Source organism: Vagococcus lutrae, from assembly GCF_003987555.1.
Classification (GTDB): domain Bacteria; phylum Bacillota; class Bacilli; order Lactobacillales; family Vagococcaceae; genus Vagococcus_A; species Vagococcus_A lutrae.
In genome coordinates this window covers 36,805-61,450 of the sequence record NZ_NGJW01000007.1, presented here as the reverse complement: position 1 = coordinate 61,450, position 24,646 = coordinate 36,805, and the positions used below count along the sequence as shown (strand labels likewise).

The following is a 24,646-nucleotide window of genomic DNA, read 5'->3' as shown; positions in this document are numbered from 1 at the left end:
TATAATAGGTGAAAGGGTGATTATCTATGAATGCAAATGTTTATCAACATTTTCGTAAAGATGAACACCCTTTTGTTGATTTAATTGAAGACTGGGTGGAACAAGTTGATCGTTACTATGCACCAGTCTTGACGAATTTTTTAGACCCTCGTCAGCAGTTTATTCTCGAGAGCATTGTCGGACAGTATCAAGATGACTATGCGTTCATGTTTTTTGGTGGCTATGAAAAGGCAGAAAGAAAACGTGCTTTAATCTACCCCATCTATTACGTCCCGTCACAAGAAGATTTTGATGTCATGTACTGTGAAATAACGTATCCCACGAAATTCGCAACGCTAACTCACGGGAAAATTTTGGGAACATTGATGAGCGTGGGTCTTGGTCGTGAATACTTTGGCGATATTATCACGAATGAAACGGGTGCGTGGCATTTTATCTGTGATAAAGCAAAATGGCCATTTGTGATGACGCAAGTAGATAAAATTGCAAACTTTCCAGTTAAATTGACGGAAATATCTGTGGGTGACTTAATTCAAGCAGAAGAAGAGTGGGAAGAACGTAGTATTACGGCTAGCTCTATGCGCGTGGATACCGTTATATCGGAAAGTTTAGCTATATCTAGACAACGCGCTAAGCAATTGATAGAGTCGAAAAAAGTAAAATTAAATTGGACGGAAATCACACGCCCAGACAGTGTGTTAGAACCATTAGATATTATCTCGATTAGAGGTTTTGGAAGAATTCAAGTAAAAGCAGTGGATGGTATGACAAAAAAGCAAAAATATCGTATCATTATAGGTATCATGACAAATAATAACTAAGAGGTGACAGGAAATGGCATTAACTCCATTAGATATCAAGAATAAATCATTCGCAAACAAAATGCGCGGATATAATCCGGACGAAGTCGATGAATTTTTAGACCAAGTAATTGAAGACTATGAAGAAGCAATTAGAAAAAATCGTGAATTAGAGAAATCATTAAAACATGCAGAAGAAAAGTTAACGTACTTTAACGAATTAAAAGATGCTTTAAATCAATCTATCATTGTGGCGCAAGACACTGCTGATAAATTGAAAGACAGTGCGACTCGTGAATCAGAAGTAACGGTAACGTCTGCAAAAGCAGAAGCGAATACGATTCTGACAGAAGCAAAAGCAACAGCTGAAAAGACTGTTTTAGAAGCTAACCAAAAAGCTGAAAGTATTTTAAAACATGCAGAAGATCAAACTTCACAATTAGCGTATGAAACAGATGCATTGAAAAAGAAAACACGTGAATTCCATCGTAATTTATCATTACTTTTAGAATCACAATTAGAAGCGATTAAAAGTGGTGAATGGGATGAGCTATTAAAACCATTTTCATCTTACATGGATGATAGCCATTCAAACGTTCAACGCATTTTAAGCAAAAACAATGCGGAAGAAACAGAAGAAACAAATGAAGAAAATTCGGAAGAAGTAGTTGACACATCGGTTGAAGATGGGCATACTAAAGCTATCGAATTAGATGAAATAAAATAAAGGTTGCCATGAAACACATTGTTATCCACATACCTAAAGCGAGTCAGTGATAGTGTGAGACTGATAGTCCCTGTTGATAATAATATCATTCATGTCCTGCTATTATGAAACTAGTAGTAATAGACGAGTCATTCACGATACGAATTGAGAGATACTGAATCGTTGTCACAAGAGATAACTTTTCAGTGAAATTTGGGTGGTAACGCGAGCACTTCGTCCCTTTTAGGGGTGAAGTGCTTTTTTGTATGTTGACAAAGGAGAGATGAGAATGAAAATGAAAGAAACACTACAATTAGGAAAAACAGGTTTTCCAATGCGTGGTAACTTACCAGTGCGTGAAGCAGAATGGCAAAAAGAGTGGGAAGAAAACAAGGTATATGAAAAACGTCAAGAGATTAATGAAGGAAAGCCAACCTTTGTCCTACATGACGGACCGCCGTATGCCAATGGAAATATCCACTTAGGCCATGCTTTAAATAAAATTAGTAAAGATATTATCGTGCGTTCAAAATCAATGATGGGCTTCCGTGCACCGTATGTTCCTGGTTGGGATACGCATGGTCTGCCAATTGAACAAGTTTTAACGAATAAAGGCGTCGATCGTAAAAAAATGACACGCAGTGAGTATTTAGCAGAGTGTGAACGTTACGCACTATCTCAAGTAGATAAACAACGTGAAGACTTTAAACGCTTAGGAGTTGCGGGTGATTGGGATAATCCTTATATTACGTTAACCCCTGATTATGAAGCTGCTCAAATCCGCGTCTTTGGTAAAATGGCTGAAAAAGGCTATATTTATAAAGGGCTAAAACCAATTTACTGGTCACCTTCAAGTGAATCTTCTCTAGCAGAAGCTGAGATTGAATATAAAGACGTGAAGTCACCATCTATCTATGTAGCCTTCCAAGTGAAGAATGGTGGCGATGTTTTAGACGCAGCGGATACTTATTTTGTCATTTGGACGACAACACCTTGGACGCTTCCAGCTAACTTAGGTATTTCTGTTCATCCAGAGTTTATCTATCAAGTATTGCAAGTTGGCGATAGAAAATATGTGATTGCTAAAGAATTAGTAGAGAAAGTAGTAGACGAGTTAGAATGGTCAGACTATGACGTTGTAAAAGAAATAAAAGGGGCTGACCTTGAAAAATTAACAGCTCAACATCCATTCTACGACCGTGAATCACTTGTGATGACAGGGGATCATGTTACATTGGACGCAGGGACTGGATTAGTTCATACGGCACCGGGACATGGTGAAGATGACTACTTAATCGGCCAACGTTATGGCTTGGATGTATTATCTCCAGTCAATAATCGCGGTGTCTTTACAGAGGAAGCCCCTGGTTTTGAAGGAGTTTTCTACGATAAAGCCAATCCAATGGTAACAGAGCTATTAAAAGAAAAAGGCGCACTTTTAAAAATGGAATTCTTTACGCATAGTTATCCACATGACTGGCGTACGAAAAAACCAGTTATTTTCCGCGCGACGCCTCAATGGTTTGCGTCAATTGATAAATTCAGAGAAGATATTTTATCTGAAATTGAAAAAGTTGATTGGGTGATTCCTTGGGGAATGACGCGTCTATATAACATGGTGCGTGACCGTGGTGATTGGGTAATTTCTCGTCAACGTGCATGGGGAGTTCCTCTACCTATTTTCTATGCGGAAAATGAAGAAGCGATTATTACACCAGAAACGACGGAACATGTAGCTGAGCTATTTGCTAAACATGGCTCACATATTTGGTATGATTGGGATCCGGTTGATTTATTACCAGAAGGGTTTACTCATGAAGGTAGTCCAAATGGCGTATTCCGCATTGAAACAGATATTATGGACGTATGGTTTGATTCAGGTTCTTCTCATGAAGCGGTGTTACGTCAACGTGATGATTTAACTTTCCCAGCCGACTTGTACTTAGAAGGTTCTGACCAATATCGTGGTTGGTTTAACTCAAGTATTACAACGAGTGTGGCAATCAATGGCGTAGCTCCATATAAAGCGGTCTTGTCGCAAGGCTTTACTCTCGATGCTAAAGGACGTAAACAAAGTAAATCACTAGGTAATACGATTGAACCTGGTAAGGTTATTAATCAAATGGGTGCTGATATTCTACGTCTATGGGTCGCAAGTGTTGACTATGAATCTGACGTGCGTGTGGATATGAATACCTTAAAACAAGTATCAGAGACTTATCGTAAAATTCGTAATACAATGCGTTTCTTATTAGCTAATACATCAGACTTTGAACCTAAGACTGACCGAGTAGCGTTTGCTGACTTACGTTCTGTTGACCAGTATATGATGATTCGTTTAAATCATATTGTGGCAGATGTATTGAAAGGCTATGACTCTTATTCATTCTCTAGCGTGTATAAAGCGATTGTTAACTTCTGTATTTCTGACTTATCTTCATTCTATTTAGATTTTGCTAAAGATGTAGTATACATTGAAGCTGAAGATAATTACGAGCGTCGTTGCATGCAAACAGTCTTTTACGATGTCGCAGTAGCGCTATCTAAATTATTGACACCTATTTTACCTCATACAGCTGAAGAGGTATGGTCATTCTTGAAAGAGGAAGAAAGCTATGTACAATTAGCTGAAATGCCTGGAGTACAAGATGTACCAAATGAAAAAGACATTTTAGAAAAATGGAAAGTCTTTATGACATTGCGTGATGCAAGCTTGAAAGCCTTAGAAGAAGCTCGTAATTCTAAATTGATTGGAAAATCGTTTGAAGCAAAATTAACATTCTATCCAGAAGGCGAAATGAAAGAATTTTTAACTAACTTTGATGGTAATTTAGCACAGTTATTAATCGTGTCACAATTAGAAATCAAAGAAGGAGAAGCGCCAGAAGCTGCTCATCAATTTGAAGACTTAGCCGTCTTAGTGGAAAAAGCAGAAGGACAAGTGTGTGATCGTTGTCGTGCTGTTAAAGAAGACGTAGGTAGTCATGAAGCATTGCCAACATTATGTGACCGCTGTGCAGAGATTGTGGAAAAGAATTTTCCAGAAGCTGTTACAGAAGGATTTGAATAAAATAATCTCTTTCTATAAATAAGAGACACTAAGTGAGACACTCATAATAAAATTCAGTCTTTATGAATTTTATTGTGAGTGTTTTTTTTTACTGTTTTATAATTAACAGACGTATTATAGAAAATACTACGAGGATATGCTAGTATAAAAGTAGAATAAAATCTAATCTAATAGAAAAAGGTGAGGATATGCGGTTAAAAATAGTATGCGAGTCATCTCAACATAAGCTACCTATGAATTATCGTAGTAAAATCATGATGATGATTAAAACATATTTAGCGAAGCAAAACAAAGAACTCTATGGTCGCTTGTTTAACGATAACACGATGAAGCCTTACACATTTTCAGTTTACTTACCTCAAGCAAAATTTGAAAAGGCTTACATAACGCTAGGAGAAAGTCGGGAATTTGTGATAAATTTTTCCACGAGTGATGCGGAGATTGCGATTAACTTTTACAATGCTTTTCTTGCGATGAAAAATGAAACTATCCTTTGGGGGAATGACTTAACGACGACTGTCAAAAAGGTCGACATCGTTACGTTGCCACCTATTGTAACTGAAAAAATACAAGTGCGTACACTCTCGCCAATTATTTGTCGTCATCACAATCAAGAAACGAGAAAAGATTGGTTTTACACGTACGATGATAAAGAGTTCCTCCCCATTTTAAAACGAAATATGACGTTTAAACTGGTCGACCGATTGGGTGAGACTGCTCGCTACGATTTAGAAAAATTAACGCTAACACCCATCAAGATGAAAAAAACAGTGATAAAACATTATGAAAAACAAATCGCAGGCTCGATTGGAACGTTTGAAGTGACGGGCAATGCCTATTTGTTAAACGAATTCATCGATAGTGGTGTCGGAAGCTTGACAGGTAGTGGTTTCGGTATGGTTGAAAAAATGTAGGAGGTGATGAAGATGACTGACATACGAGTGAGACTAGATGATTGGCAAAAAAATGCTGGATGTGTGGGATTTATTAACATTGTGGGGAAAGAGAACGTGCAGTTGACTGAGAATGGCTTTCGCTTTAATTCTACTGTGTTGGAAGATTTTGCTACTAAGTATTTTGATTATTTAATTGAAACATATAAGCCGACATTATCTTGGTATAAAATCATTGCTTACAAAGATACATTAGAAAAACATGAAAGAGAGAATTTTGAAAACTTTGATGAGAAAGATTTGGAAAGATTAAATACGTATATTATAGATGTTTGCAAACGTTATTTAACCAGTGCGAGTTATAAGGCAAGTTATCCTTTGATTAAGCATGACTTTGATATGTTAGAAGCGGGCAAACAAAGTAAAGCAATCGGTCGATTAAAGAAAAGGGAAACATTTGAAGAGAAGAAAACAGAAATACTGGAAGAAGTCAGAGAGGCGTATGGAAGAATTAAACAAATCATTGCTTATTGTGAGAGTCCAGAAGGCCGTAAATATTTAGCGGCTAAAAATGTCATCTATACGATTGTCAAACACGCATGGGATAGTGTTAGTTTTTTAAACCCTCAAACGAAAGAAAAAGATGTCTATAAAGATTTCGAACAGTATTTTATAGCTCCTGTTTTAGAGTATTTAGAATCAGATAAGAGTCGATATAAATTAACATGCTGTTCCTGTGAAAATCCTGTTAAAAACGCGAGTGAAACGCTATCTTTTCTAAATAAAACAGGCTTTGACGTGAATCGAAAAAATTCGCACGCATGGGACTTTGTTAATGATTTAATCATTTGTCCGGTATGTAAACTCATCTATGCGTGTATCCCAGCTGGTTTTACGTACGTATACAGTCAAGGCATGTTTGTCAATGCCAACAGCAGTATCGAAGAACTACTTCGCACGAATAATTTGATAAAAATGGAAGTTTTAACATTAAACCGTGCTTCCGTTCGTGAAGTCAATACTTATAGTGCACTAGTACACGCTTTTCAAAAGCAAGATCGCGACCAGTTTCGCTTGCAAACAGAGGATGTCCAAGTTGTCCGGTATCAAAATGAAACGTATCGTTTTAATATTCTTTCAAAAAATACGTTACGCATTTTGAATCAGTCGGAAGCAGAATTAAGCCAGCTATTGCATACTTGGGTAAAAGAAAATGGTGAAACGTATTCCCTATATCAAAAAGTCGTGGAAAAACTATTTAACAACGAAAATATGCTGACGCTCATACATAAACTGCTAGTTTATAAGGCAACGAAAACGGAAAATCCTGGCTATCAGATACGGCATATTGACGCGCTAATAAAAATCAATCAACATTTTCTAGGAGGGATTTTAACAATGAATGAGGTAACGCAAGATGAAATCAAAAAGATTAAAGGAGCCGCATGGTATTTTAAGAAAGGCTACGATAACCCTAATAAAGTAAATGGTGTTTCTTATAAACTGCTAAATGCTCTAAAGATTGGTAACCGAGATGAGTTTATGAATGTTATTCTTAATTGTTACGCCTATTTAAATCAGCAAGTACCACAATTTTTTAATCGTGTGTTTGAAAATGAAGAAACCTTTAAAACAATTGGGTATAGCTTTGTTGCAGGGATTATTGGACCAGTGGAAATGAATGAATACGGAGGGAAAGCATGATGAAAACAAAAGGATTAGCCTTGACCATTATTTTTCAAGCAGAGAGTGCCAACTATGGTGAGAGTTTAGGAAACGTAGCAGCTTTAAAGAAAATATCTCGCAATAACGGCGAGCAGTATACGTATATTTCACGTCAGGCCATTCGTTATAATATAGCGGAACAGCTAGGAGAAACATTAGCCCCTGTGAGTGCAGAAGGAAGTGGCGATAAAAAAGTTGTTCAATTTAAAGCAGATGCAACAATTGCCGATTATCCAGAGTTAGACTTTTTCGGCTATTTAAAAACAGAGAAAAAATCTTCAGGTAAAAAACGTTCCGCTAAAGTTCGCTTATCTAATGCCATTTCCTTAGAAACGTTCAAGGGAGACACCGACTTTTTAACGAATAAAGGGCAAGCTGATAAATTAGGCGTTAACATGAATATCGCACAAGCTGAAATACATCAGTCCTATTATCGCTACACGGTAACGGTTGACTTAGATCAAATCGGCATTGATAGCGTAGATGACATTAAATTAGAGGCGGAAGAAAAAAATCGTCGTGTTGCTAAGTTATTAGACACGATAGCCTTTTTATATCGTGATATTAGAGGACGTAGAGAAGATTTAAAACCTTTATTTATTATTGGGGGTGTTTACGACGTTAAAAATCCGATTTTCCAAAACAATGTAGATGTTAAAGATAATAAAATTACCGTTTCAAAAATCGAAGGGGTTTTATACGATTCGATTGTAGATGATACTTATTGTGGAGTTGTAGAAGAGCAATTTGATAATACGGAAGAAATTAAAGAAAAGTTACAGGCAACCGATATGCCAACATTCTTTAACTCTGTAAAACAAAAGGTAGCTGAATATTATGAAAGCTATTAAACTCTTACTGACACAAGACATGGTAAATTATAAAAAAGCCACAAGTAGTCAGCTAAAAGAAACCTATCCTTTGCCTCCTTATTCGACCGTAATCGGCATGATTCATGCACTCTGTGGTTTTACAACGTATCAGCCAATGGATGTCAGTGTACAAGGAAAATACTTTTCAAAAGTGAATGATCTCTATACGCGTTATGAGTTTAACAACGGTATGAAGTATGATAAAGGTCGTCATCAAATCCAAGTAGGTGAATATGGGGTCGGTCGCGGTATTGCTACGGCAGAATTATTAGTCGATGTAGAATTGCTGTTACATATTATTCCAGAAGATCAAGCATTAGTCGAAGTGATACATGACGCACTTTTATTTCCAAAAGAATATCCCAGTCTGGGTCGTCGAGAGGATTTAGCAACGATTGAGTCGGTCAGCGTAGTCGATATTAAAATGCAAGAACTAGAAACAGATGCAGCGATTAAACAAGGTTACGCAGCCTATGTGCCCGTTCACTATCAGGATGATGTCGATTTAGATGCAAATAAAGTCACGAGTTTGAGAGGGACGCGATACTTTTTAACAAAAGATTACGAGCTAGTAAATGTTGGCACTGTTAAAAATCCTAAGATATTTCGACAATGGAAACCTAAAAAAGAAGTCATCTATGTCAGTGACTTGACGGTATTTGAAGACACAGAGATTTTACAGGACAGTGACGGTGCATTAGTTTTCGCAAATTAAGAAAAGAGGGTGCAATGAAACACTATTTAGCAAAGTCGGACGGTGAAACCATCGTAGAACATACCTGTCAATTAATTGCCAATTTGAATGAGCTATACGCATTATATCCGGCAATCAACGTTAATTGGGAGTTATTACGCTTAGCTTGTTTACATCACGATTTAGGAAAAATGAATCCAAAGTTTCAGGTAAAAGTGCATGAAAATAAACGTACGATAGAAGGGGAACTACCTCATGGTTTATTAAGTACGGGAACCATTCCTAATAAAAAACTCCGAGCACGTGGTTATTCAGAAGCAGAAGTAAAGATTTTAAACTACGCTGTGGCCCTTCACCATGAACGAGATATGAGCGACATTACGACGGAAGACTATCGCCGTGCTTTAGAGGAGATGAAAGAAGTAGCAGCTGACTTTCCTTATGCTGCACTCGGAATGGAAAGCTGCACGATTAAACCTGTTTCTAAAAGATATTTTAAAATCAATACCACGCTAAAACCCTCGACAATTGAAAACTATCACGATTATGTCATGTTAAAGGGATTATTAAACCGTTTGGATTATGCAGCGAGCGCTCATATACCTGTTGAAAATCCTAATGATTTCTTAGAAGATTCTTTAGCACAACTTCACTATGAGTGGAATGATTTACAACAATATATGACGCGTCATCAAGAGCAAAACGTTGTGGTCGTCGCACAGACGGGATTAGGTAAGACAGAAGCAGGGTTGCTATGGCTTGGAAAAGCTAAAGGCTTTTTTACACTGCCCTTAAGGACGGCTATCAACGCAATATATCAACGTATCACAGAACAAATAGTCACAACGTCCCATGATAATCGAGTAGGACTACTTCATTCCGATACTTATCAGCAATATCTTTTGTTTGAAGAAAAAAGCGAGCAAATGATGGACATCGATGAATATGAAACTAAGACACGTCAACTCTCTTTGCCACTTACGATTTGCACGTTGGATCAACTTTTTGATATTGCATTTAGATATCCCGGCTATGAACAAAAACTCGCTACGTTATCTTATTCAAAAGTCATTATTGATGAAATTCAAATGTATTCTGCTGATTTACTTGCCTATTTAATCTATGGTTTAAAATTAATAACGGACTACGGAGGACAATTTGCTATACTCACAGCGACGTTATCGCCATATATTTTAGACTTATTAGTTAGAAAAGGTCTTTCATTTGAAATGCCTTCAGCCCCTTTTTTAGATGAAACGCTTTTACACCGTCATGAAGTCGAGGTGGTTTCAGAAGAGATATCTATTGAGCGTATTGTAGCGCATTATAATAAGAATAAGTTATTAGTCATTTGTAATACCGTTCGCAAAGCACGAGAGATATATGACGAACTGAGCGATATTATTAACTCAGAAGAGCTGTACTTATTTCATAGTCACTTTATCAAAAAAGACCGCACGGCAAAAGAACAAGCGATTTTAAAGTTTGGACAGGTTGATAATACAAGTAGTGGCATCTGGTTGACCACGCAAATAGTGGAAGCGTCTTTGGATGTTGATTTTGATATTTTATTTACTGAACTATCAGACTTGAACAGCTTATTTCAACGAATGGGACGATGTTATCGTAAAAGAGCTTGGCAGAAGGATGTAGGAACAAATGTCTATGTGTATACGGGTGGGAAAAAGCGATGTAGCGGCGTTGGTTTTGTAGTAGATAAAGATATTCATCAGATTTCTAAAGAGGCACTAAACAGTGTTAAGGGACGTTTAGATGAACGGATGAAAGTGGCATTGATTAATCAAACTTACACGCTTGAAAAACTAGAAAAGACTCGTTTTTACCATGATGTAACTAATAATCTAGCCTATTTAAAGTTGTTGATAGAAGGACAAAAAGATAAGAAAGACGTTCAAAAGCAGTTTCGAAATATTCATAGTTATAAGGTAATGCCAAAGCCTGTTTATGAAGCAAATCGGCTCCATGTTGAGAAATTGATTGCGACACTGAAACGTCGTCATCATAAAGAGTTATCGGCCACTGAAAAGAAAAAGCTAACAAAAGAAAAGCGTCAAGCACGACTAATGCTGGAACAGTATCAAGTAGATATACCTGCATATCTTTTTCAAAAAGGAGAGTGGATAGGGATAGAAATCACCGCTTATGAAACCTTGTTACTCTTTGAATGTGAGTATGATGCTGAAAAAGGACTTTACCTGATAATTGATGACACTTAGTAATAAAATAGAAAGTAAAAATAATTTAGATATGCACAAAAATCTGTCGGTAGCTAAAACTTCATTTTTATGGGAAGATCGACAGAAATTATGATAAACTAGTCGTATCAAGAGTTTATATCAAGTAAGATAAAATAAATCAAGCTCAAAAAAAAAGAAACCTAAAAAATTTACGATGACCAACAGAAAGGGTGTTTTCAGACCTGATATGTCAAGCCTTTTATGAGTCGCTGTATTTAATCTAAAATAGTGGAATGTAAATTATCCAAATATGTATCAATCTTGCTTTCGTCTATTAGTATTTAATCTAAAATAGTGGAATGTAAATTCAGATGATACTAAAGCGTCATTAGTGTTCTTTTCGTATTTAATCTAAAATAGTGGAATGTAAATGTAGATAGAATCTGGTTTAGCTTCGTATATTGCATCGTATTTAATCTAAAATAGTGGAATGTAAATCGTGCTGCTTGCCCATACGTCTTTAAACTCTGTTGCGTATTTAATCTAAAATAGTGGAATGTAAATTTCTCAACAAACTTAACTAACGATTCTGAAAAAACGGTATTTAATCTAAAATAGTGAAATGTAAATATGATTGAAGTAAGGCAAGGAACATGAACGTTATCTGTATTTAATCTAAAATAGTGGAATGTAAATATCGCTATCTACCGTACAAGTTCCACACCGCATTTTGTATTTAATCTAAAATAGTGGAATGTAAATGTTTTAAAGAAAAAAGCAAATCTTCCGCGCCGGCGCGTATTTAATCTAAAATAGTGGAATGTAAATCTTTTATATAGCATATATAGGCAGTATTTTAATCTAAAATAATGGAATGATTTTACCAAGTTGTTAAATACAGCTGAAAAAAATAGGCTATCTACTTCTGAATTATCAGAAAAGATAGCCTATTAATTTCATCAAGACACATTTCTTTGAAAACATCCCACAAAACGATTAATTCGTTTCAGCGTTTTCCTTTTGTAAGTCCTCTATTTCAATAACGCCATAGTTTTTACGTTCAAGTTGCTCGACAATCGTGTCAAGCGTTTCTTGAGTAGTATCGATAGGTAGCGTAAAGAGTGTTCGACGGATAAATTCATCTTGTCCGACATCAAGCGTGATACAGCTTGCGATATTGGAATATTTAGAGATGATTTTAGAAATAGCCGCTAAGTCACCACGGTTTCCAGTAGAAGCGACTGTTAACACATAGCGTCCTTCATTCACATTCCATGATTGAGCTAAAATGTTTAATAATTTACTATGGGTCAAAATTCCGTAAAATTGTTGTTTGTCATCCAATACAGCGATGTATGGAAGTTCTTTAATCGTAAAGAATATTTTGAAGAAGGAAGAATTAAGATAAATGAACTTTGTCGCATTTTTTAATAAGTGTGTCACTGGCAAGCTCATATCACCGCCATTCGCTTTATGGCGATAGATGTGCATTTTATAAATATTTCCTCTGAATATTTTTTCAGAATCATCTAGGATAGGTACACAGCGGTACCCAGATTCTTCAAGTATTTCAAGTGCTCGTTCTAGTGTGCACGTTTCATTAACCGTTGTTAACTGACGTTTTTTGAGGCAGACTTGTTTGATCAGCATGGTAATCCCTCCAATTATTAATGTTCTATCATTATTCTATCATAAATCATTCGTAAGGTATATCATTTATAAAACGGTCAATTGACAGTTGCTTATAATAATGGTAATGTTATTAAGTAGAGTTTTAATAGAACGGAGGAAACAAACAGTATGGCAGCTAGAAAAACTTCCCTAGCGTGTTCTGTCTGTGGTTCACGTAACTATTCTAAAACAATTAATGATGGACAACGAACTGAGCGCTTAGAAATTAAAAAGTTCTGTAAGTATTGTAAAAAGCATACAATGCATAAAGAAACCAAGTAAGGACTGGAGGATAAACATGTCGTTTTTAAAAAGTGTTAAAGAAGAGATGCGTAATGTGACATGGCCAACAGGCGAAAAACTACGTAAAGATGTTATCATCGTAATTCAAACGACGATTTTGTTTGCGGTATTTTTCGGAATCGTTGACCTTGGGTTACAATCATTATTACAGCTTTTAGCAAAGTAGTGAGATGAACGCACAAAGACTAGCCGTTAGGCCGGATAAATGGTATAATGGAGAGAGACAAAACTTCGGGTAACTGAAGTTTTTTTATTTGACGAGAAAGTGGGTAAAAAAATGGAAACGTATGAAAGACAGTGGTATGTATTACACACGTATTCTGGCTATGAAAACAAGGTAAAGGCAAACATCGAATCTCGTGCTCAAAGTATGGGAATGGAAGAGTTTATTTTCCGTGTTGTTGTCCCTGAAGAAGAAGAGAGAGAAGTGAAGAACGGCAAAGAAAAAATCACTTCAAAGAAAACATTTCCAGGTTATGTATTAGTGGAAATGGTGATGACCGATGACTCATGGTATGTAGTACGTAATACACCAGGTGTGACAGGTTTTGTTGGCTCTCATGGCGCAGGAAGTAAACCAGCACCACTGTTACCTGAAGAAATCAATCACATCTTATTGAAGCTAGGTATCAGCAAGCGAGATAAAGAGCTAGAAGTTGAAGTAGGCGAAGTCGTGATGATTATTGAAGGAGCTTTTGCTACTTTAACAGGTGAAATCACTGAAATCGATTATGAACGTCAAAAATTAAAAGTAAATATTGATATGTTCGGTCGTGAAACATCGACAGAGTTAGACTTTGATCAAATTGATAAAATATAATAAAAAACATCTAATCGACTTTTGCCGATTAGATGTTTTTTTACGCCAAGTAGTAACACGTGTAGTCAGCGTAAGTATCTGTTTTAGCGTGAAACTGACTGTTAGCTGGGACGTCAAAAGCTTGACCAGCTGTGTATGTTTGCCAATCTTCTTCATCAGGTAATTGGACGGTCAAGCTTCCACCAACGATTTCCATGCGTTCTTTTGCCGCTGTATTAAAGGTATATTCACCAGGAGTCATAAATCCTAGTGTTAAGCGTTCACCATTTTCCAATATAACGGTACGACTGGAAACTTTTCCGTCAAAATAGATGTTGGCTTGTTGTTCGATAGTTGAGTGATTAAATGTTGTCATATAGAACTCCTTCTTATGATAATTCTTGATTTTTTTTAGCGGCTGCTAAAACAGCGTTCATCACAGTTCCTCTAAAGTTGCCTTCTTCTAAGGCGTGAACAGCTGCAATAGTTGTACCTCCGGGTGAGCAAACCATATCTTTCAATGCTCCGGGATGTTGCCCTGTTTCTAAGACCATTTTAGCTGAGCCGTAAACAGTCTGTGCAGCAAACTCATAAGCCTGTGCGCGTGTTAATCCTGCTAAAACAGCGCCGTCTGCAAGAGCCTCGATAAACATATAAACATACGCAGGGGCGGAACCACTCACACCTACCACGGCATCAATGAGATATTCTGGCACGATTTGAGCTTTTCCAAAACTTTTAAATAGCGCTACGACGTCAGCTTGTTCTTCTTCTGTTACAAAAGTATTTGGAGATAGAGAAGACATACCTGCGTTCACAAGAGCTGGTGTATTAGGCATGACGCGAACGACTTTCGCTTGTTCCATTAAAGCTTCTTCAATCGTTGCTAAAGTGACGCCTGCTGCAATCGAGATGAGGACTTTATCTGTGCTGATAGCTTGTTTCATTTCGCTTAAAACAGCGGTAATCATATTTGGTTTCACGGCTAAAATAATCATGTCAGCTTGTTGAGCTACATCTTGATTTGAAGTCGCAACACGTATGCCGAGCTCGTCGTGTAGCGGTGCAAGAATGGGTTCATAAGCATCGTAAACAACGATTTGATCAGCGGTGGTGAGTTGCGCAGACAATAACCCTTTCATAATAGCTTTGCCCATGTTGCCGGCTCCAATAAATCCGATTGTTTTTTTCATCGTGACATCCTTTCTTTTTTATCCTCCGATATAGACGGGGGAGTAGTGTGTTGATAATAGTTCTTGAATGGCAGCAAGTCGTTCTTCTGACGGCGGTGTAAACTTATGCCATTCTCGTTGTAAACTTGCATATTTGTCTTTTCCAAACTCATGATAAGGTAGTAAATGAACAGAATAAAGATTGATTTTTTCTTGTTTTAACCAATCAATTGTTTCTAATAGAGTAGTGTCATCAGCATTGATACCTTCTAATAGGATTAGACGTAAACTGATATTAGCATGATGCTCGTTAAGTCGGACTAAGTTGTTTAGGACTAAATCATTCGGACGACCTGTATACTTAGCGTGTAAGTCAGAGTGAATGAATTTTAAATCGTATAAAAATAAATCAACATAGGGGAGAATACGTTCATAATTTTTAAACGGTGCAACACCGCAAGTGTCAATGGCAACCGAGATGCCGACGCGATGAAGTTCTTTGACTAACTCTTCAATAAAGTCGATATTTTGTGTCATGACTTCTCCGCCTGATAAGGTGACACCACCGCCAGACTGTTCGTAGAACAATTGATCTTTCTGTGCTTCTTTAACTAATTCTCGTACGGTGTATTCTCTTCCGACAGTTTCTTGTTTATTGTTTTTTTTGGTCATCGTTTCGATTTGATAACGTTGGCTTTCAGGGTTATGGCACCAAGCACAACGCAATGGGCATCCTTTGAAAAAAATGGTTGTTCGAATACCGGGACCGTCATGGATGGAAAATTTTTGAATATTAAAAACAATAGGGGTCTTCATAATAAGTGTACCTCCAATCTGTACGTAGATAGGTAGTGTGGAACACTACCTATTCTGAAATGATTTACATTAATACGGTAAAGATAAATGTGTGGAGGTAGTTTGCGATAACACCTGCAATGACGCCTCCTATTAAATGAGAAAGCATGGCTTTAGTGGTGATTTCACGCATGCCTAAGCTATCTGAAATACTAGCATGTGTGGAAAGGAAGCCAGCCCAGCAGTAACCAATCGCAAAGTAAACAGTCATATCATGACTTGTCAATAAGCCAGCATCGGCCAATGTTTTCGCCCCTGCGATAGACGCTCCTGCAGCCCCTAGACTTGTAAGTGGGAGCGAGAGTACTTCTGGATTGTCGAATCCAAATAAAGGCACGAGTAAGAATGATAACTTTTCGCCAATCCAAGGCAATAACCCAACGCCTTCATAAGCCACGCCTAGATAGACTTCTTTTCCGTCTACGATACTAGGACCATTTGTTAACATCATCACAAATGTACAGAAAATTAAAATGCCGGGAATGATACTTAACCCTAGCTGCACGCCGGCTTTTCCACCGTCAAATGTGGCATTTAGTCCACGTTGAAAAGGAGTTCCTTCACGTGTTTTTCGATAGCCGGGTTTGACGTCGGCAATTTCTGATGAAAGATATTCTTGTGTGACTTCTTCTTCCGTTCCAAATAGTTTTTTAGTGAAACGCATGAGAATACGTACGCTAAAGACACCACCGATAATAGCGCAAATGGTTCCAATAAGGACGCTAGTGGCGTATTTTCCAGAGGCGATACCCATAATGCCGCCTGTCATGATAATCCCCATACCAAAGGTTGTACCGAAGTTAACCATGGTTGCCCATTCGAACTTTTTGAAGTATTTTGCATAGGCGGGGTCTTGTGCGATAGGGACGATAGCCGGATTGTCAGAAAAGTATTCTGTAACGGCTCCGAGTGCAGCTGCTCCAGGTAGTTTGAAAATAGGACGCATGATCGGTGAAATCAATTTATTAATAAGAGCGGTCACACCAAATTCTGAGAAGACGGAAGAAAGGGCACCGGCGATAACCGCTACACCCATAATGTAAAAAGCAGTATTTAATAATAAATCATGAGCGGTTTTCATAATAACGCTGAACATAACGCCCACACCCATTTTACTACCAAAGTATACAGCAAGTAAGATAACAAATCCTAGACAGAGAAAAGTCCCTTTACTAATTTCTTTACGGATAGTTGGATCATCATTCAATGATGCCGATTTTTTTGAAGGACAAGATAAAGATGATGATTTTTTAGTAATTTCCATGGTAATCTCCTTTAATTAATAGAGTGGTCAGACACCTTTTGATAGGTGTCTGACAATGTCTAATGTTAGCCAAAACTTTGTTCTGTACGGTTGATAATTTCATCTTGGAGTGCTTTGTCCAGATTGTTAAAGTAATCACTATAACCTGCGACACGAACAATCAAGTTTTCGTATTGTTCTGGATTCTTCTGAGCTTTTATCAAGGTTTCTCTTTCAAAGACGTTAAATTGTAAGTGATGTCCGTCCATTGCAAAATAAGAACGAATCAAGCTAGACATATGAGAAAGTCCTGCTTCACCAGCCACGACTTGTGGTGTGAATTTCTGATTTAAAAGAGCGCCACCTGTTTTAAGTTGATCAAGTTTTGCAGCTGATTTAATAACAGCCGTTGGTCCTAAACGGTCAGCGCCTTTTTCAGGTGAGATACCGTCTGGTAATGGAATACCAGCTTTACGCCCGTTTGGACTTGCTTCCATAACCTGTCCGAAGTAAACGTGACAAGTTGTTGGTAAGTATTCCACAATAGTAGTGGAGCCTTTAGGCGTTGTCCGTCCGCCAATGACCTCTTGCAAAGTAACATTAACATCTTTTAATAAGTCATCTGCATAGTCATCGTCATTTCCGTATTTTGGTGTTTCATTATGAACTAAATCAAAGATGTCGTCATACCCCTCGAAGTTGTCTTTACAAGCGACAAGTAGTTCATCCATAGTCATCGTTTGGTCTTCAAAGATTTGTTTTTTCATTACCGCTAGAGAGTCAGTAATGGTAGCAATCCCTACACATTGAATGTAGCTAGTGTTGTAGCGAGCACCACCACAGTTATAGTCGACTCCTTTTTTAATACAGTCATCTGTAATCACAGAAAGAAGAGGAACTGGCATATATTGCATATACATTTTTTCAATCACATTATTACCTGCTACTTTAACATCGACCACATATTGCAATTGCTTTTCAAAGGCAGCATAGACTTCTTCGTATGATTTGAAATCTCGAGGGTTACCTAAGTCAAGTCCGACTTGCTTATTGGTATAGGTATCAAAACCACGATTTAAAACGAGTTCGAATACTTTTGGTACGTTTAAGTAACCAGTCAACACGTAAGCTTCCTTACCAGCTGTTCCTGTTTCAACACAGCCACTTGCAACGCCGCTTTCACGCGCATCGTCTAGTGTTTTACCCATATTTAGTAATTCTTGGATAATCGCTTCTGAGTTGTAAAACGCTGGTTGTCCCCAACCTTTACGAGAAATTTTAGCTGCTTCACGTAAGAATTTCTCTGGTGATTTACGAGAAATTTGGACGTTTGAACTTGGTTGCAATAGTTTCATCTCATCCATGACTTCTAAAATAAGATAGCTTACATCACTTACTCCAGACGTGCCATCTGGTCGTAAAGCACCCGTATTGATATTACAGAAATCTGTATAGGTAGCACTTTCTTTTAAAGTAATGCCAACTTTAGGTGGAGCAGGTTGGTTGTTAAATTGAATCCATAAGTTTTCTAATAGTTCGAACGCTTCTTCGCGTGTTAACGTACCTTCAGCTATTTCTTTTTCATAAAAAGGTTCTAAGTGTTGATCGAGTTTACCAGGAGAATAAGCATCCCAGTTGTTCATTTCAATCGTGACACCAATGTGCGTAAACCAGTACATTTGAATAGCTTGACGGAACGTTTGCGGTTTGTTTGCTGGCACAACATCACAGACTTCAGCTAGTTCTAAAAGTTCTTTTTTCCATTGTGGGTCTGTTTCAGTTTCTGCTAATTCTCGTGCAAGAGCAGCATAACGTTCACCCATGATAATCATCCCTTCGCAGACGAGAATCATGCCTTCTAATTCTTCTTTTTTGCTGAGTGCGTCGACGTCTTGATTAAAATCAAGTGCATTGATTTCAGCTTGAATTTCTTTAATACAATCTTTATAACCGCGTTTATATATCTTGCCATCTGCCACAGTATGTCCAGGACCACGTTGCATTAAAAACTCTGTATACAGTCCTGCATCAAATAATAAATGCCACTCTTCAGGTAATAGTTTATTCATCCGTGTCATGAGCGCACGGTCTTTCCAATAAGGGATAATGACCTCTTCTTGAATTTTACGGTCTTCTGGTGACACTTTAAAGAAGACTTTTTCACGTTTATCCATATTGTCAAAATCTTCTAACGTATGACAGCATAGTTCTGGGAAAGTAGGAGCCGCCCATGGTTTGTGTCCTTTTTCTCCCACAATCAAGGCGCCTTTTTCTAAATAAAGTGTTCGGTTTTCCATAATGTGTTTGAATGCTTTACCACGTAAAATAGGGGTAGGGCAAGTACCTTCATATTTTTTATAGGCTTCTGTTAATAATACGGCGCGTTCCATAGAAATTGATGGTGTACACTTTTGATCGCTAATCTCTCTTAAACGTTTAATTCTTTCGGTAGACCCTCTGCGAGTTGGTTCAACTGTTAATGTTGTCATGATAATCCTCCTAATACTGGGTAATATAGTGACTAAAAACGATATAGACTCCTTATTGTGAAAAGTTTAACATTAATATTTAAAAAAATAAGTGAAAATCCGGCCGATATTTTCACCTTGATGAAATCTTTTTTTACCTCTCACATATAGGAAGTGCTTACAGATTCTATTATATTCAATTATTAAAGAAAATCAAGCGTTATTTTCATTTTTATGAAATAAAACTATATTTTTATCAAAATGAAGAAATTATGACGTTGTTATTTTAAAACGTGATATATTGAGCAATTGAAATTTGAATTGACTTTTATCAAATCTGACTTATAGTAAAAGAGTAGAATATCTGAAAAATACCTGATAAATAAAAAGGCATCTATTTAAGGAAATAATGAAAGCTGCCAAAAGGAGCAGAAGACGAATGGAAAATATAGGAGAAGCAGTCAAAAAATTACGAAAGGAAAGAGGGTACACGCTCAAAGATGTCAGTGAGCAAGTGAATTTATCGATTGGTTATTTATCGCAGTTTGAAAGAGGTATTACCACGATTGCTGTTGAACAATTAGTTAAAATTGCGGATATGTTAGGAGTGTCGGCTAATTATTTCTTTAGTGACCATATTTCTAGAGAAGAAGTCGTGACACGTAGTTATGACCAAAAAGTGATTCGGGTGATTAATCAAAATATTTATAAGTCGTTAAGCACACATCCTGAAGGAAAAGAGATGTTACCTAAAATTGTGGAGATGTTACCGGCAACCAATAATGAACATGTCGCCGTCTATCCGCATGAAGGGGAAGAGTTCATCTATATTTTGGAAGGTGTTTTAACCCTGATTATTGATGGTAGCGAACAGCAGTTATTCCCAGGAGATTCGGCTCATTATTCATCGTCACGTCCGCATAACTGGGCAAACTATACAAATAAAATGGTTAAATTTATTGCCGTACATACACCTATCGATCTATAAAAAAACTTGTGGCTCTCTTTGATAAAAGAGATAACCACAAGTTTTTTAGTCTTTATATAGTTGTTGAGAAATTTTACGTCCAGTCGGTGTATCAGCTAAACCGCCTTCTGCCGTTTCTTTAAAAATCGTTGGCATTTGCATGCCGACTTGGTGCATAGCTTCGACAACTTCATCTGGTGGAATAACGCTTTTAATTCCCGCCAATGCCATATCAGCCGAAATGTAAGCTTGAGAAGACCCCAATGCGTTTCGTTTGACACATGGGACCTCAACCAATCCAGCAACAGGGTCACAAATTAACCCCAGCATATTTTTGATGGTAATAGCCACGGCTTGCGCAGATTGTTCGGCTGTTCCGCCTGCAATCGCAACTAGTGCGGCACTTGCCATCGCACTGGCCGACCCGATTTCTGCTTGGCAACCGCCTGCAGCACCACTAATCGAAGCATTATTGGCGATAACTAAGCCAAAAGCGCCTGCTGTAAAAAGAAAATCAAGTTGTTGTGCTTCTGTTAAATTTTTTTCTTCAGTAATAGCTGCCAAAACACCTGCGACAACACCGGCACTTCCAGCTGTAGGGTTGGCACAGATTAAGCCCATTTGCGCATTGACTTCGTTGACGGCTATCGCATTTCTTACGGCTTTTAGGATAGTGGGTTGACTGAGTGTTTCGCCTTTTTCAATGTACTCGTGCATACGTTTCGCATCGCCCCCTGTTAAACCGGTAACCGAGGTAACACCTGCCGTTCCTTTAGCGATAGATTGTAACATGACATTTTTATTTTTAGTCATATGCTCGATAATCATTTGACGGTCTGCACCCGATGTCTCCATTTCGACAGCAATCATCATCTCTGCGACGGAAGGATATTCTTGACTCAGTTGTACTAATTCTTCAATAGTATTAAACATAGGTGACCTCCTTTAGTTAAAAAATGACACGGAATAAATATCTGGTATTTGCTTGATTTGTTCAAGAGCAGAGCCTAAATCACGTTCATCTATCTCGAGAATCATAAACGCTTTCTCTCCTTTGGCAGAGCGCGTAACAGACATTGTACCAATATTGATATTTGCCTCTTGGAGAATGTGGCTAGCTTTTGCAATGACCCCTGGTACATCTTTTTGAACGACAATCAAAGTAGGGGTTCCCATGCTAAGATTTATCTTGAATCCGTCAACCTCTGAGATTTGGATATTACCGCCACCAATCGAAATACCTGTAACACGCATGGAGCGATCCCCTTTTTTCACGACCATTGTCACTTGGTTTGGATGATCGGCTTTTTCCTTTTTTGGAACGAATAAGACTTCCATATTTGCTTCATAAGCGATTTTTAAAGAATCCGCTAAACGTTCATCATCTGGCTCCATACCAAGTAATCCCCCGACTAAGGCGATATCAGTTCCGTGACCTCGATAAGTTTTAGCAAAAGATTCATATAGTAAAATATCGACACTATCTGGTTGTTCGCCGAAAATATGACGGACGACTTTTCCAATACGCGCGGCACCAGCAGTATGTGAGCTGCTAGGCCCAATCATGACTGGCCCAATAATATCAAAAACGCTGTTAAACTGTTTTGTAGACATGAGTGACCCTCCCTTAATAAGTTTTCTACTATATAATAGCATAAATTAGAAAAGATTTTATGATTGTTTACAATATTAGTTGCAATCTTTGTTAAAATACGTATAATAGATAGATGTGTGATGTACACACTTCTTTGCGAAAAGAATAAGTGGGAGGAGAAATCTTAGCTCCATATAACCACATCACGGACTTAAGGAGGTATGTCTCGTGGCAAAAAAAGTAGAAAAAATTGTTAAGTTACAAATTCCAGCTGGTAAAGCAACTCCAGCACCACCAGTAGGACCTGCATTGGGACAAGCTGGTATCAACATCATGGGATTCACAAAAGAGTTTAACGCTCGTACTCAAGATCAAATTGGGTTAGTCATTCCTGTGGTTATTTCTGTGTATGAAGACCGTTCATTCACTTTCATCACTAAGACACCACCAGCAGCTGTATTACTTAAAAAAGCAGCGAAAGTGGACAAAGGATCTGGTGAACCAAATAAAACAAAAGTTGCTAAAGTTACAAGTGACCAAGTTCGCGAAATCGCTGAATTAAAACTTGAAGACTTAAATGCAGCAGACGTTGAAGCAGCAATGCGCATGGTTGAAGGTACTGCACGAAGCATGGGTATCACAGTCGAATAATACTGGATATCACACACAGACGTAGTGTCTCGGTTGATTCATACAATGCGTATGAATGACGTGGGAGGTTCTACCGTTATAACCACAATCAAGGAGGAAACAAAATGGCTAAAAAGAGCAAAAAAATGCAAGAAGCATTGAAAAAAATTGATAATACAAAAACATACGATCTTGCTGAAGCAATCGCTTTAGCAAAAGAAACAAACATTGCAAAATTTGATGCAACAGTAGAGGTTGCTTACCGCTTGAATGTTGACCCTAAAAAAGCTGATCAACAAATTCGTGGTGCAGCAGTTTTACCTAACGGAACTGGTAAAACACAATCTGTTTTAGTTTTTGCAAAAGGTGAAAAAGCGAAAGAAGCTCAAGCAGCAGGCGCTGACTATGTTGGCGAAGGCGAATTAGTTGAAAAAATCCAAGGTGGATGGTTTGACTTTGACGTTGTTGTTGCAACACCTGACATGATGGCAGAAGTAGGGAAATTAGGACGTGTATTAGGACCTAAAGGTTTAATGCCTAACCCTAAAACTGGAACAGTTACAATGGACGTAACAAAAGCTGTTGAAGAAATCAAAGCTGGTAAGGTAACTTACCGTGTTGATAAAGCAGGTAACGTTCACGTACCAGTCGGAAAAGTATCTTTCGAAGATGACAAATTAATCGAAAACTTCCGTACAATCCATGACATCATGGTTAAAGCAAAACCAGCATCTGCAAAAGGCACTTACATTAAAAACCTTGTTGTGACAACAACATTTGGTCCAAGTGTTAAAGTAGACGTACATTCAATCTAAATTTTAAAAGTTTTTCTTGACCAGACTGCTTTATCTATGATAAAGTAGTCTAGGTTAAGAAATTAATAGTACCGAAGACAGTAGGAGGCTTACGCCTTAATATTTCCTACCGAGGACAACATTGAGATAATCAATAGTCCCTCTATGTCAACGGTGGCATGGAGTTTTTTCGTTTTATATGGGAAAACTTCACCATCTAAATATCCGGAGGTGAATTTAATCAATGACAAAAGCAGTAATTACTAAAAAAGCTCAATTAGTAGACGAAGTTGCAGAAAAGTTAACAGCTTCAGTTAGTACAGTAGTCGTTGACTACCGTGGTTTAACAGTTGATGAAGTGACAGCATTACGTAAACAATTACGTGACGCAGGCGTAGAAATGCGTGTTATCAAAAACTCAATCTTACGTCGTGCAGCTGAAAAAGCAAACTTAGAAGGTTTAGACGAAGTATTCGCTGGACCAACAGCCGTTGCTTTCAGTAATGAAGACGTGGTAGCACCTGCAAAAATTATGGCGGACTTTGCTAAAGAAGCAAAAGCGTTAGAAATTAAAGGTGGTATCATCGAAGGTGGCGTGGTTTCTGTTGAAGAAATCAATGCACTTGCAAAACTTCCAAACCGCGAAGGCTTACTATCTATGTTACTATCAGTGCTACAAGCACCTGTACGAAACGTGGCATACGCAGTCAAAGCAGTGGCAGAAGCAAAAGAAGAAGCAGCTTAATTGCAGCGTAGCTTAAAAAAACAAACATAATATGGAGGAATATAAAATGGCATTAAACATTGAACAAATCATTGCTGATTTAAAAGAATCTAGCATTTTAGAATTAAGCGAATTAGTTTCAGCTATCGAAGAAGAATTTGGTGTATCAGCAGCAGCTCCTGTAGCAGTAGCTGGTGGCGCAGCAGCAGACGGTGGCGCTGAAGAACAAACAGAATTCACTGTTGAATTAACAGCAGCTGGAGATCAAAAAGTTAAAGTTATCAAAGCAGTTCGTGAAGCAACTGGCTTAGGCTTGAAAGAAGCTAAAGGCTTAGTTGACGCAGCTCCAAGCCCAATCAAAGAAGGCGTATCTAAAGAAGATGCTGAAGCATTAAAAGCAGCTTTAGAAGAAGTTGGCGCACAAGTAACATTAAAATAATCACGATTTTAAAACATCGAAGTCTTGAC

At 37.8% G+C, this 24,646-nt stretch carries 24 protein-coding genes, 1 CRISPR repeat array and 1 other annotated feature; of the genes, 16 read left to right on the top strand and 8 right to left on the bottom strand.

Annotated elements, in window-relative coordinates; all coding sequences use genetic code 11:
• The first annotated feature begins 26 nt into the window (after positions 1-26).
• The 8 genes from CBF33_RS06210 to cas3 all read left to right on the top strand — a co-directional run bounded on the left by CBF33_RS06210 (position 27) and on the right by cas3 (position 10,997).
• Entirely contained in the window at positions 27-821 is a 795-nt protein-coding gene (locus CBF33_RS06210; RefSeq protein ID WP_126762575.1) for a YlmH family RNA-binding protein, read from the top strand.
• A 13-nt stretch (positions 822-834) separates the two neighbouring features.
• Entirely contained in the window at positions 835-1,527 is a 693-nt protein-coding gene (locus CBF33_RS06205; RefSeq protein ID WP_126762573.1) for a DivIVA domain-containing protein, read from the top strand.
• A 268-nt stretch (positions 1,528-1,795) separates the two neighbouring features.
• Entirely contained in the window at positions 1,796-4,576 is a 2,781-nt protein-coding gene (ileS, locus tag CBF33_RS06200) for an isoleucine--tRNA ligase (RefSeq protein ID WP_126762563.1), read from the top strand.
• Positions 4,577-4,764: 188 nt separating this feature from the next.
• A complete protein-coding gene (cas6, locus tag CBF33_RS06195; RefSeq protein ID WP_126762561.1) occupies positions 4,765-5,490 on the top strand; it encodes a CRISPR-associated endoribonuclease Cas6 in 726 nt (241 codons plus the stop codon).
• 12 nt (positions 5,491-5,502) lie between these two features.
• Complete coding sequence (cas8a1, locus tag CBF33_RS06190; RefSeq protein ID WP_126762559.1) at positions 5,503-7,173, top strand: type I-B CRISPR-associated protein Cas8b1/Cst1; 1,671 nt, start codon at positions 5,503-5,505, stop codon at positions 7,171-7,173.
• The gene (cas7i, locus tag CBF33_RS06185) at positions 7,170-8,045 is read left to right on the top strand and encodes a type I-B CRISPR-associated protein Cas7/Cst2/DevR (protein ID WP_126762557.1); all 876 of its coding nucleotides are present in this window, start codon (positions 7,170-7,172) and stop codon (positions 8,043-8,045) included. Before cas8a1 ends, cas7i begins: the two co-directional genes overlap by 4 nt.
• The gene (cas5, locus tag CBF33_RS06180) at positions 8,032-8,781 is read left to right on the top strand and encodes a CRISPR-associated protein Cas5 (protein WP_126762555.1); all 750 of its coding nucleotides are present in this window, start codon (positions 8,032-8,034) and stop codon (positions 8,779-8,781) included. Before cas7i ends, cas5 begins: the two co-directional genes overlap by 14 nt.
• 14 nt (positions 8,782-8,795) lie before the next feature.
• Positions 8,796-10,997 carry a CRISPR-associated helicase Cas3' gene (gene cas3, locus CBF33_RS06175; protein ID WP_126762553.1) on the top strand — a complete coding sequence of 734 codons (2,202 nt, stop codon included), beginning with the start codon at positions 8,796-8,798 and terminating at the stop codon, positions 10,995-10,997.
• Between the two features lie 232 nt (positions 10,998-11,229).
• Positions 11,230-11,786: a CRISPR direct-repeat array (repeat unit 30 nt; unit sequence GTATTTAATCTAAAATAGTGGAATGTAAAT).
• Positions 11,787-11,954: 168 nt separating this feature from the next.
• Here cas3 and cbpA read toward each other — a convergent pair.
• Complete coding sequence (gene cbpA / locus CBF33_RS06170) at positions 11,955-12,608, bottom strand: cyclic di-AMP binding protein CbpA (protein WP_023606050.1); 654 nt, start codon at positions 12,606-12,608, stop codon at positions 11,955-11,957.
• A gap of 150 nt (positions 12,609-12,758) precedes the next feature.
• On the opposite strand from cbpA, the gene rpmG reads away from it, so the two are divergent.
• The 3 genes from rpmG to nusG all read left to right on the top strand — a co-directional run bounded on the left by rpmG (position 12,759) and on the right by nusG (position 13,752).
• Positions 12,759-12,911, top strand: coding sequence for a 50S ribosomal protein L33 (rpmG, locus tag CBF33_RS06165; protein WP_023606051.1), 153 nt, complete (start codon positions 12,759-12,761; stop codon positions 12,909-12,911).
• Between the two features lie 16 nt (positions 12,912-12,927).
• Positions 12,928-13,098, top strand: coding sequence for a preprotein translocase subunit SecE (secE, locus tag CBF33_RS06160; RefSeq protein ID WP_023606052.1), 171 nt, complete (start codon positions 12,928-12,930; stop codon positions 13,096-13,098).
• 111 nt (positions 13,099-13,209) lie between these two features.
• The gene (gene nusG / locus CBF33_RS06155; RefSeq protein ID WP_126762551.1) at positions 13,210-13,752 is read left to right on the top strand and encodes a transcription termination/antitermination protein NusG; all 543 of its coding nucleotides are present in this window, start codon (positions 13,210-13,212) and stop codon (positions 13,750-13,752) included.
• A gap of 40 nt (positions 13,753-13,792) precedes the next feature.
• Here nusG and CBF33_RS06150 read toward each other — a convergent pair whose 3' ends face one another.
• The 5 genes from CBF33_RS06150 to hypD form a co-directional block, all read right to left on the bottom strand.
• Positions 13,793-14,107 (bottom strand): pyrimidine/purine nucleoside phosphorylase, encoded by a 315-nt coding sequence (locus CBF33_RS06150; protein WP_126762549.1) that lies wholly within the window; start codon positions 14,105-14,107, stop codon positions 13,793-13,795.
• A 13-nt stretch (positions 14,108-14,120) separates the two neighbouring features.
• Positions 14,121-14,924 carry a pyrroline-5-carboxylate reductase gene (gene proC, locus CBF33_RS06145; RefSeq protein ID WP_126762547.1) on the bottom strand — a complete coding sequence of 268 codons (804 nt, stop codon included), beginning with the start codon at positions 14,922-14,924 and terminating at the stop codon, positions 14,121-14,123.
• A gap of 18 nt (positions 14,925-14,942) precedes the next feature.
• Positions 14,943-15,719, bottom strand: coding sequence for a glycyl-radical enzyme activating protein (locus tag CBF33_RS06140; protein ID WP_126762545.1), 777 nt, complete (start codon positions 15,717-15,719; stop codon positions 14,943-14,945).
• Between the two features lie 64 nt (positions 15,720-15,783).
• Positions 15,784-17,022 (bottom strand): CD0519/CD1768 family membrane protein, encoded by a 1,239-nt coding sequence (locus tag CBF33_RS06135; protein WP_202585160.1) that lies wholly within the window; start codon positions 17,020-17,022, stop codon positions 15,784-15,786.
• A gap of 65 nt (positions 17,023-17,087) precedes the next feature.
• Complete coding sequence (gene hypD / locus CBF33_RS06130) at positions 17,088-19,490, bottom strand: trans-4-hydroxy-L-proline dehydratase (RefSeq protein WP_126762543.1); 2,403 nt, start codon at positions 19,488-19,490, stop codon at positions 17,088-17,090.
• Positions 19,491-19,908: 418 nt separating this feature from the next.
• Here hypD and CBF33_RS06125 point away from each other — a divergent pair, with 418 nt between their 5' ends.
• Positions 19,909-20,457, top strand: coding sequence for a helix-turn-helix domain-containing protein (locus CBF33_RS06125; protein WP_023606059.1), 549 nt, complete (start codon positions 19,909-19,911; stop codon positions 20,455-20,457).
• Between the two features lie 45 nt (positions 20,458-20,502).
• On the opposite strand, the gene sdaAA is transcribed toward CBF33_RS06125, so the two are convergent.
• On the bottom strand, positions 20,503-21,369 hold the full coding sequence (gene sdaAA, locus CBF33_RS06120; RefSeq protein WP_023606060.1) for an L-serine ammonia-lyase, iron-sulfur-dependent, subunit alpha: 867 nt from the start codon (positions 21,367-21,369) through the stop codon (positions 20,503-20,505).
• A 12-nt stretch (positions 21,370-21,381) separates the two neighbouring features.
• Positions 21,382-22,050: an L-serine ammonia-lyase, iron-sulfur-dependent subunit beta gene (gene sdaAB / locus CBF33_RS06115; protein WP_126762541.1), complete on the bottom strand. Its 669-nt coding sequence runs from the start codon at positions 22,048-22,050 to the stop codon at positions 21,382-21,384.
• A gap of 208 nt (positions 22,051-22,258) precedes the next feature.
• Between sdaAB and rplK the strand changes: the two genes are divergently transcribed.
• From rplK to rplL, 4 genes are all read left to right on the top strand, one after another.
• Positions 22,259-22,681, top strand: a complete 423-nt coding sequence (gene rplK / locus CBF33_RS06110; protein ID WP_023606062.1) for a 50S ribosomal protein L11 — start codon at positions 22,259-22,261, stop codon at positions 22,679-22,681.
• 104 nt (positions 22,682-22,785) lie between these two features.
• Positions 22,786-23,475, top strand: a complete 690-nt coding sequence (gene rplA, locus CBF33_RS06105) for a 50S ribosomal protein L1 (protein WP_126762539.1) — start codon at positions 22,786-22,788, stop codon at positions 23,473-23,475.
• Between the two features lie 53 nt (positions 23,476-23,528).
• Positions 23,529-23,655: a sequence feature (ribosomal protein L10 leader region), on the top strand.
• Positions 23,656-23,698: 43 nt separating this feature from the next.
• Positions 23,699-24,199: a 50S ribosomal protein L10 gene (gene rplJ / locus CBF33_RS06100; RefSeq protein WP_023606064.1), complete on the top strand. Its 501-nt coding sequence runs from the start codon at positions 23,699-23,701 to the stop codon at positions 24,197-24,199.
• Between the two features lie 46 nt (positions 24,200-24,245).
• Positions 24,246-24,617: a 50S ribosomal protein L7/L12 gene (gene rplL / locus CBF33_RS06095; protein WP_126762537.1), complete on the top strand. Its 372-nt coding sequence runs from the start codon at positions 24,246-24,248 to the stop codon at positions 24,615-24,617.
• The last annotated feature ends 29 nt before the right edge of the window (positions 24,618-24,646 follow it).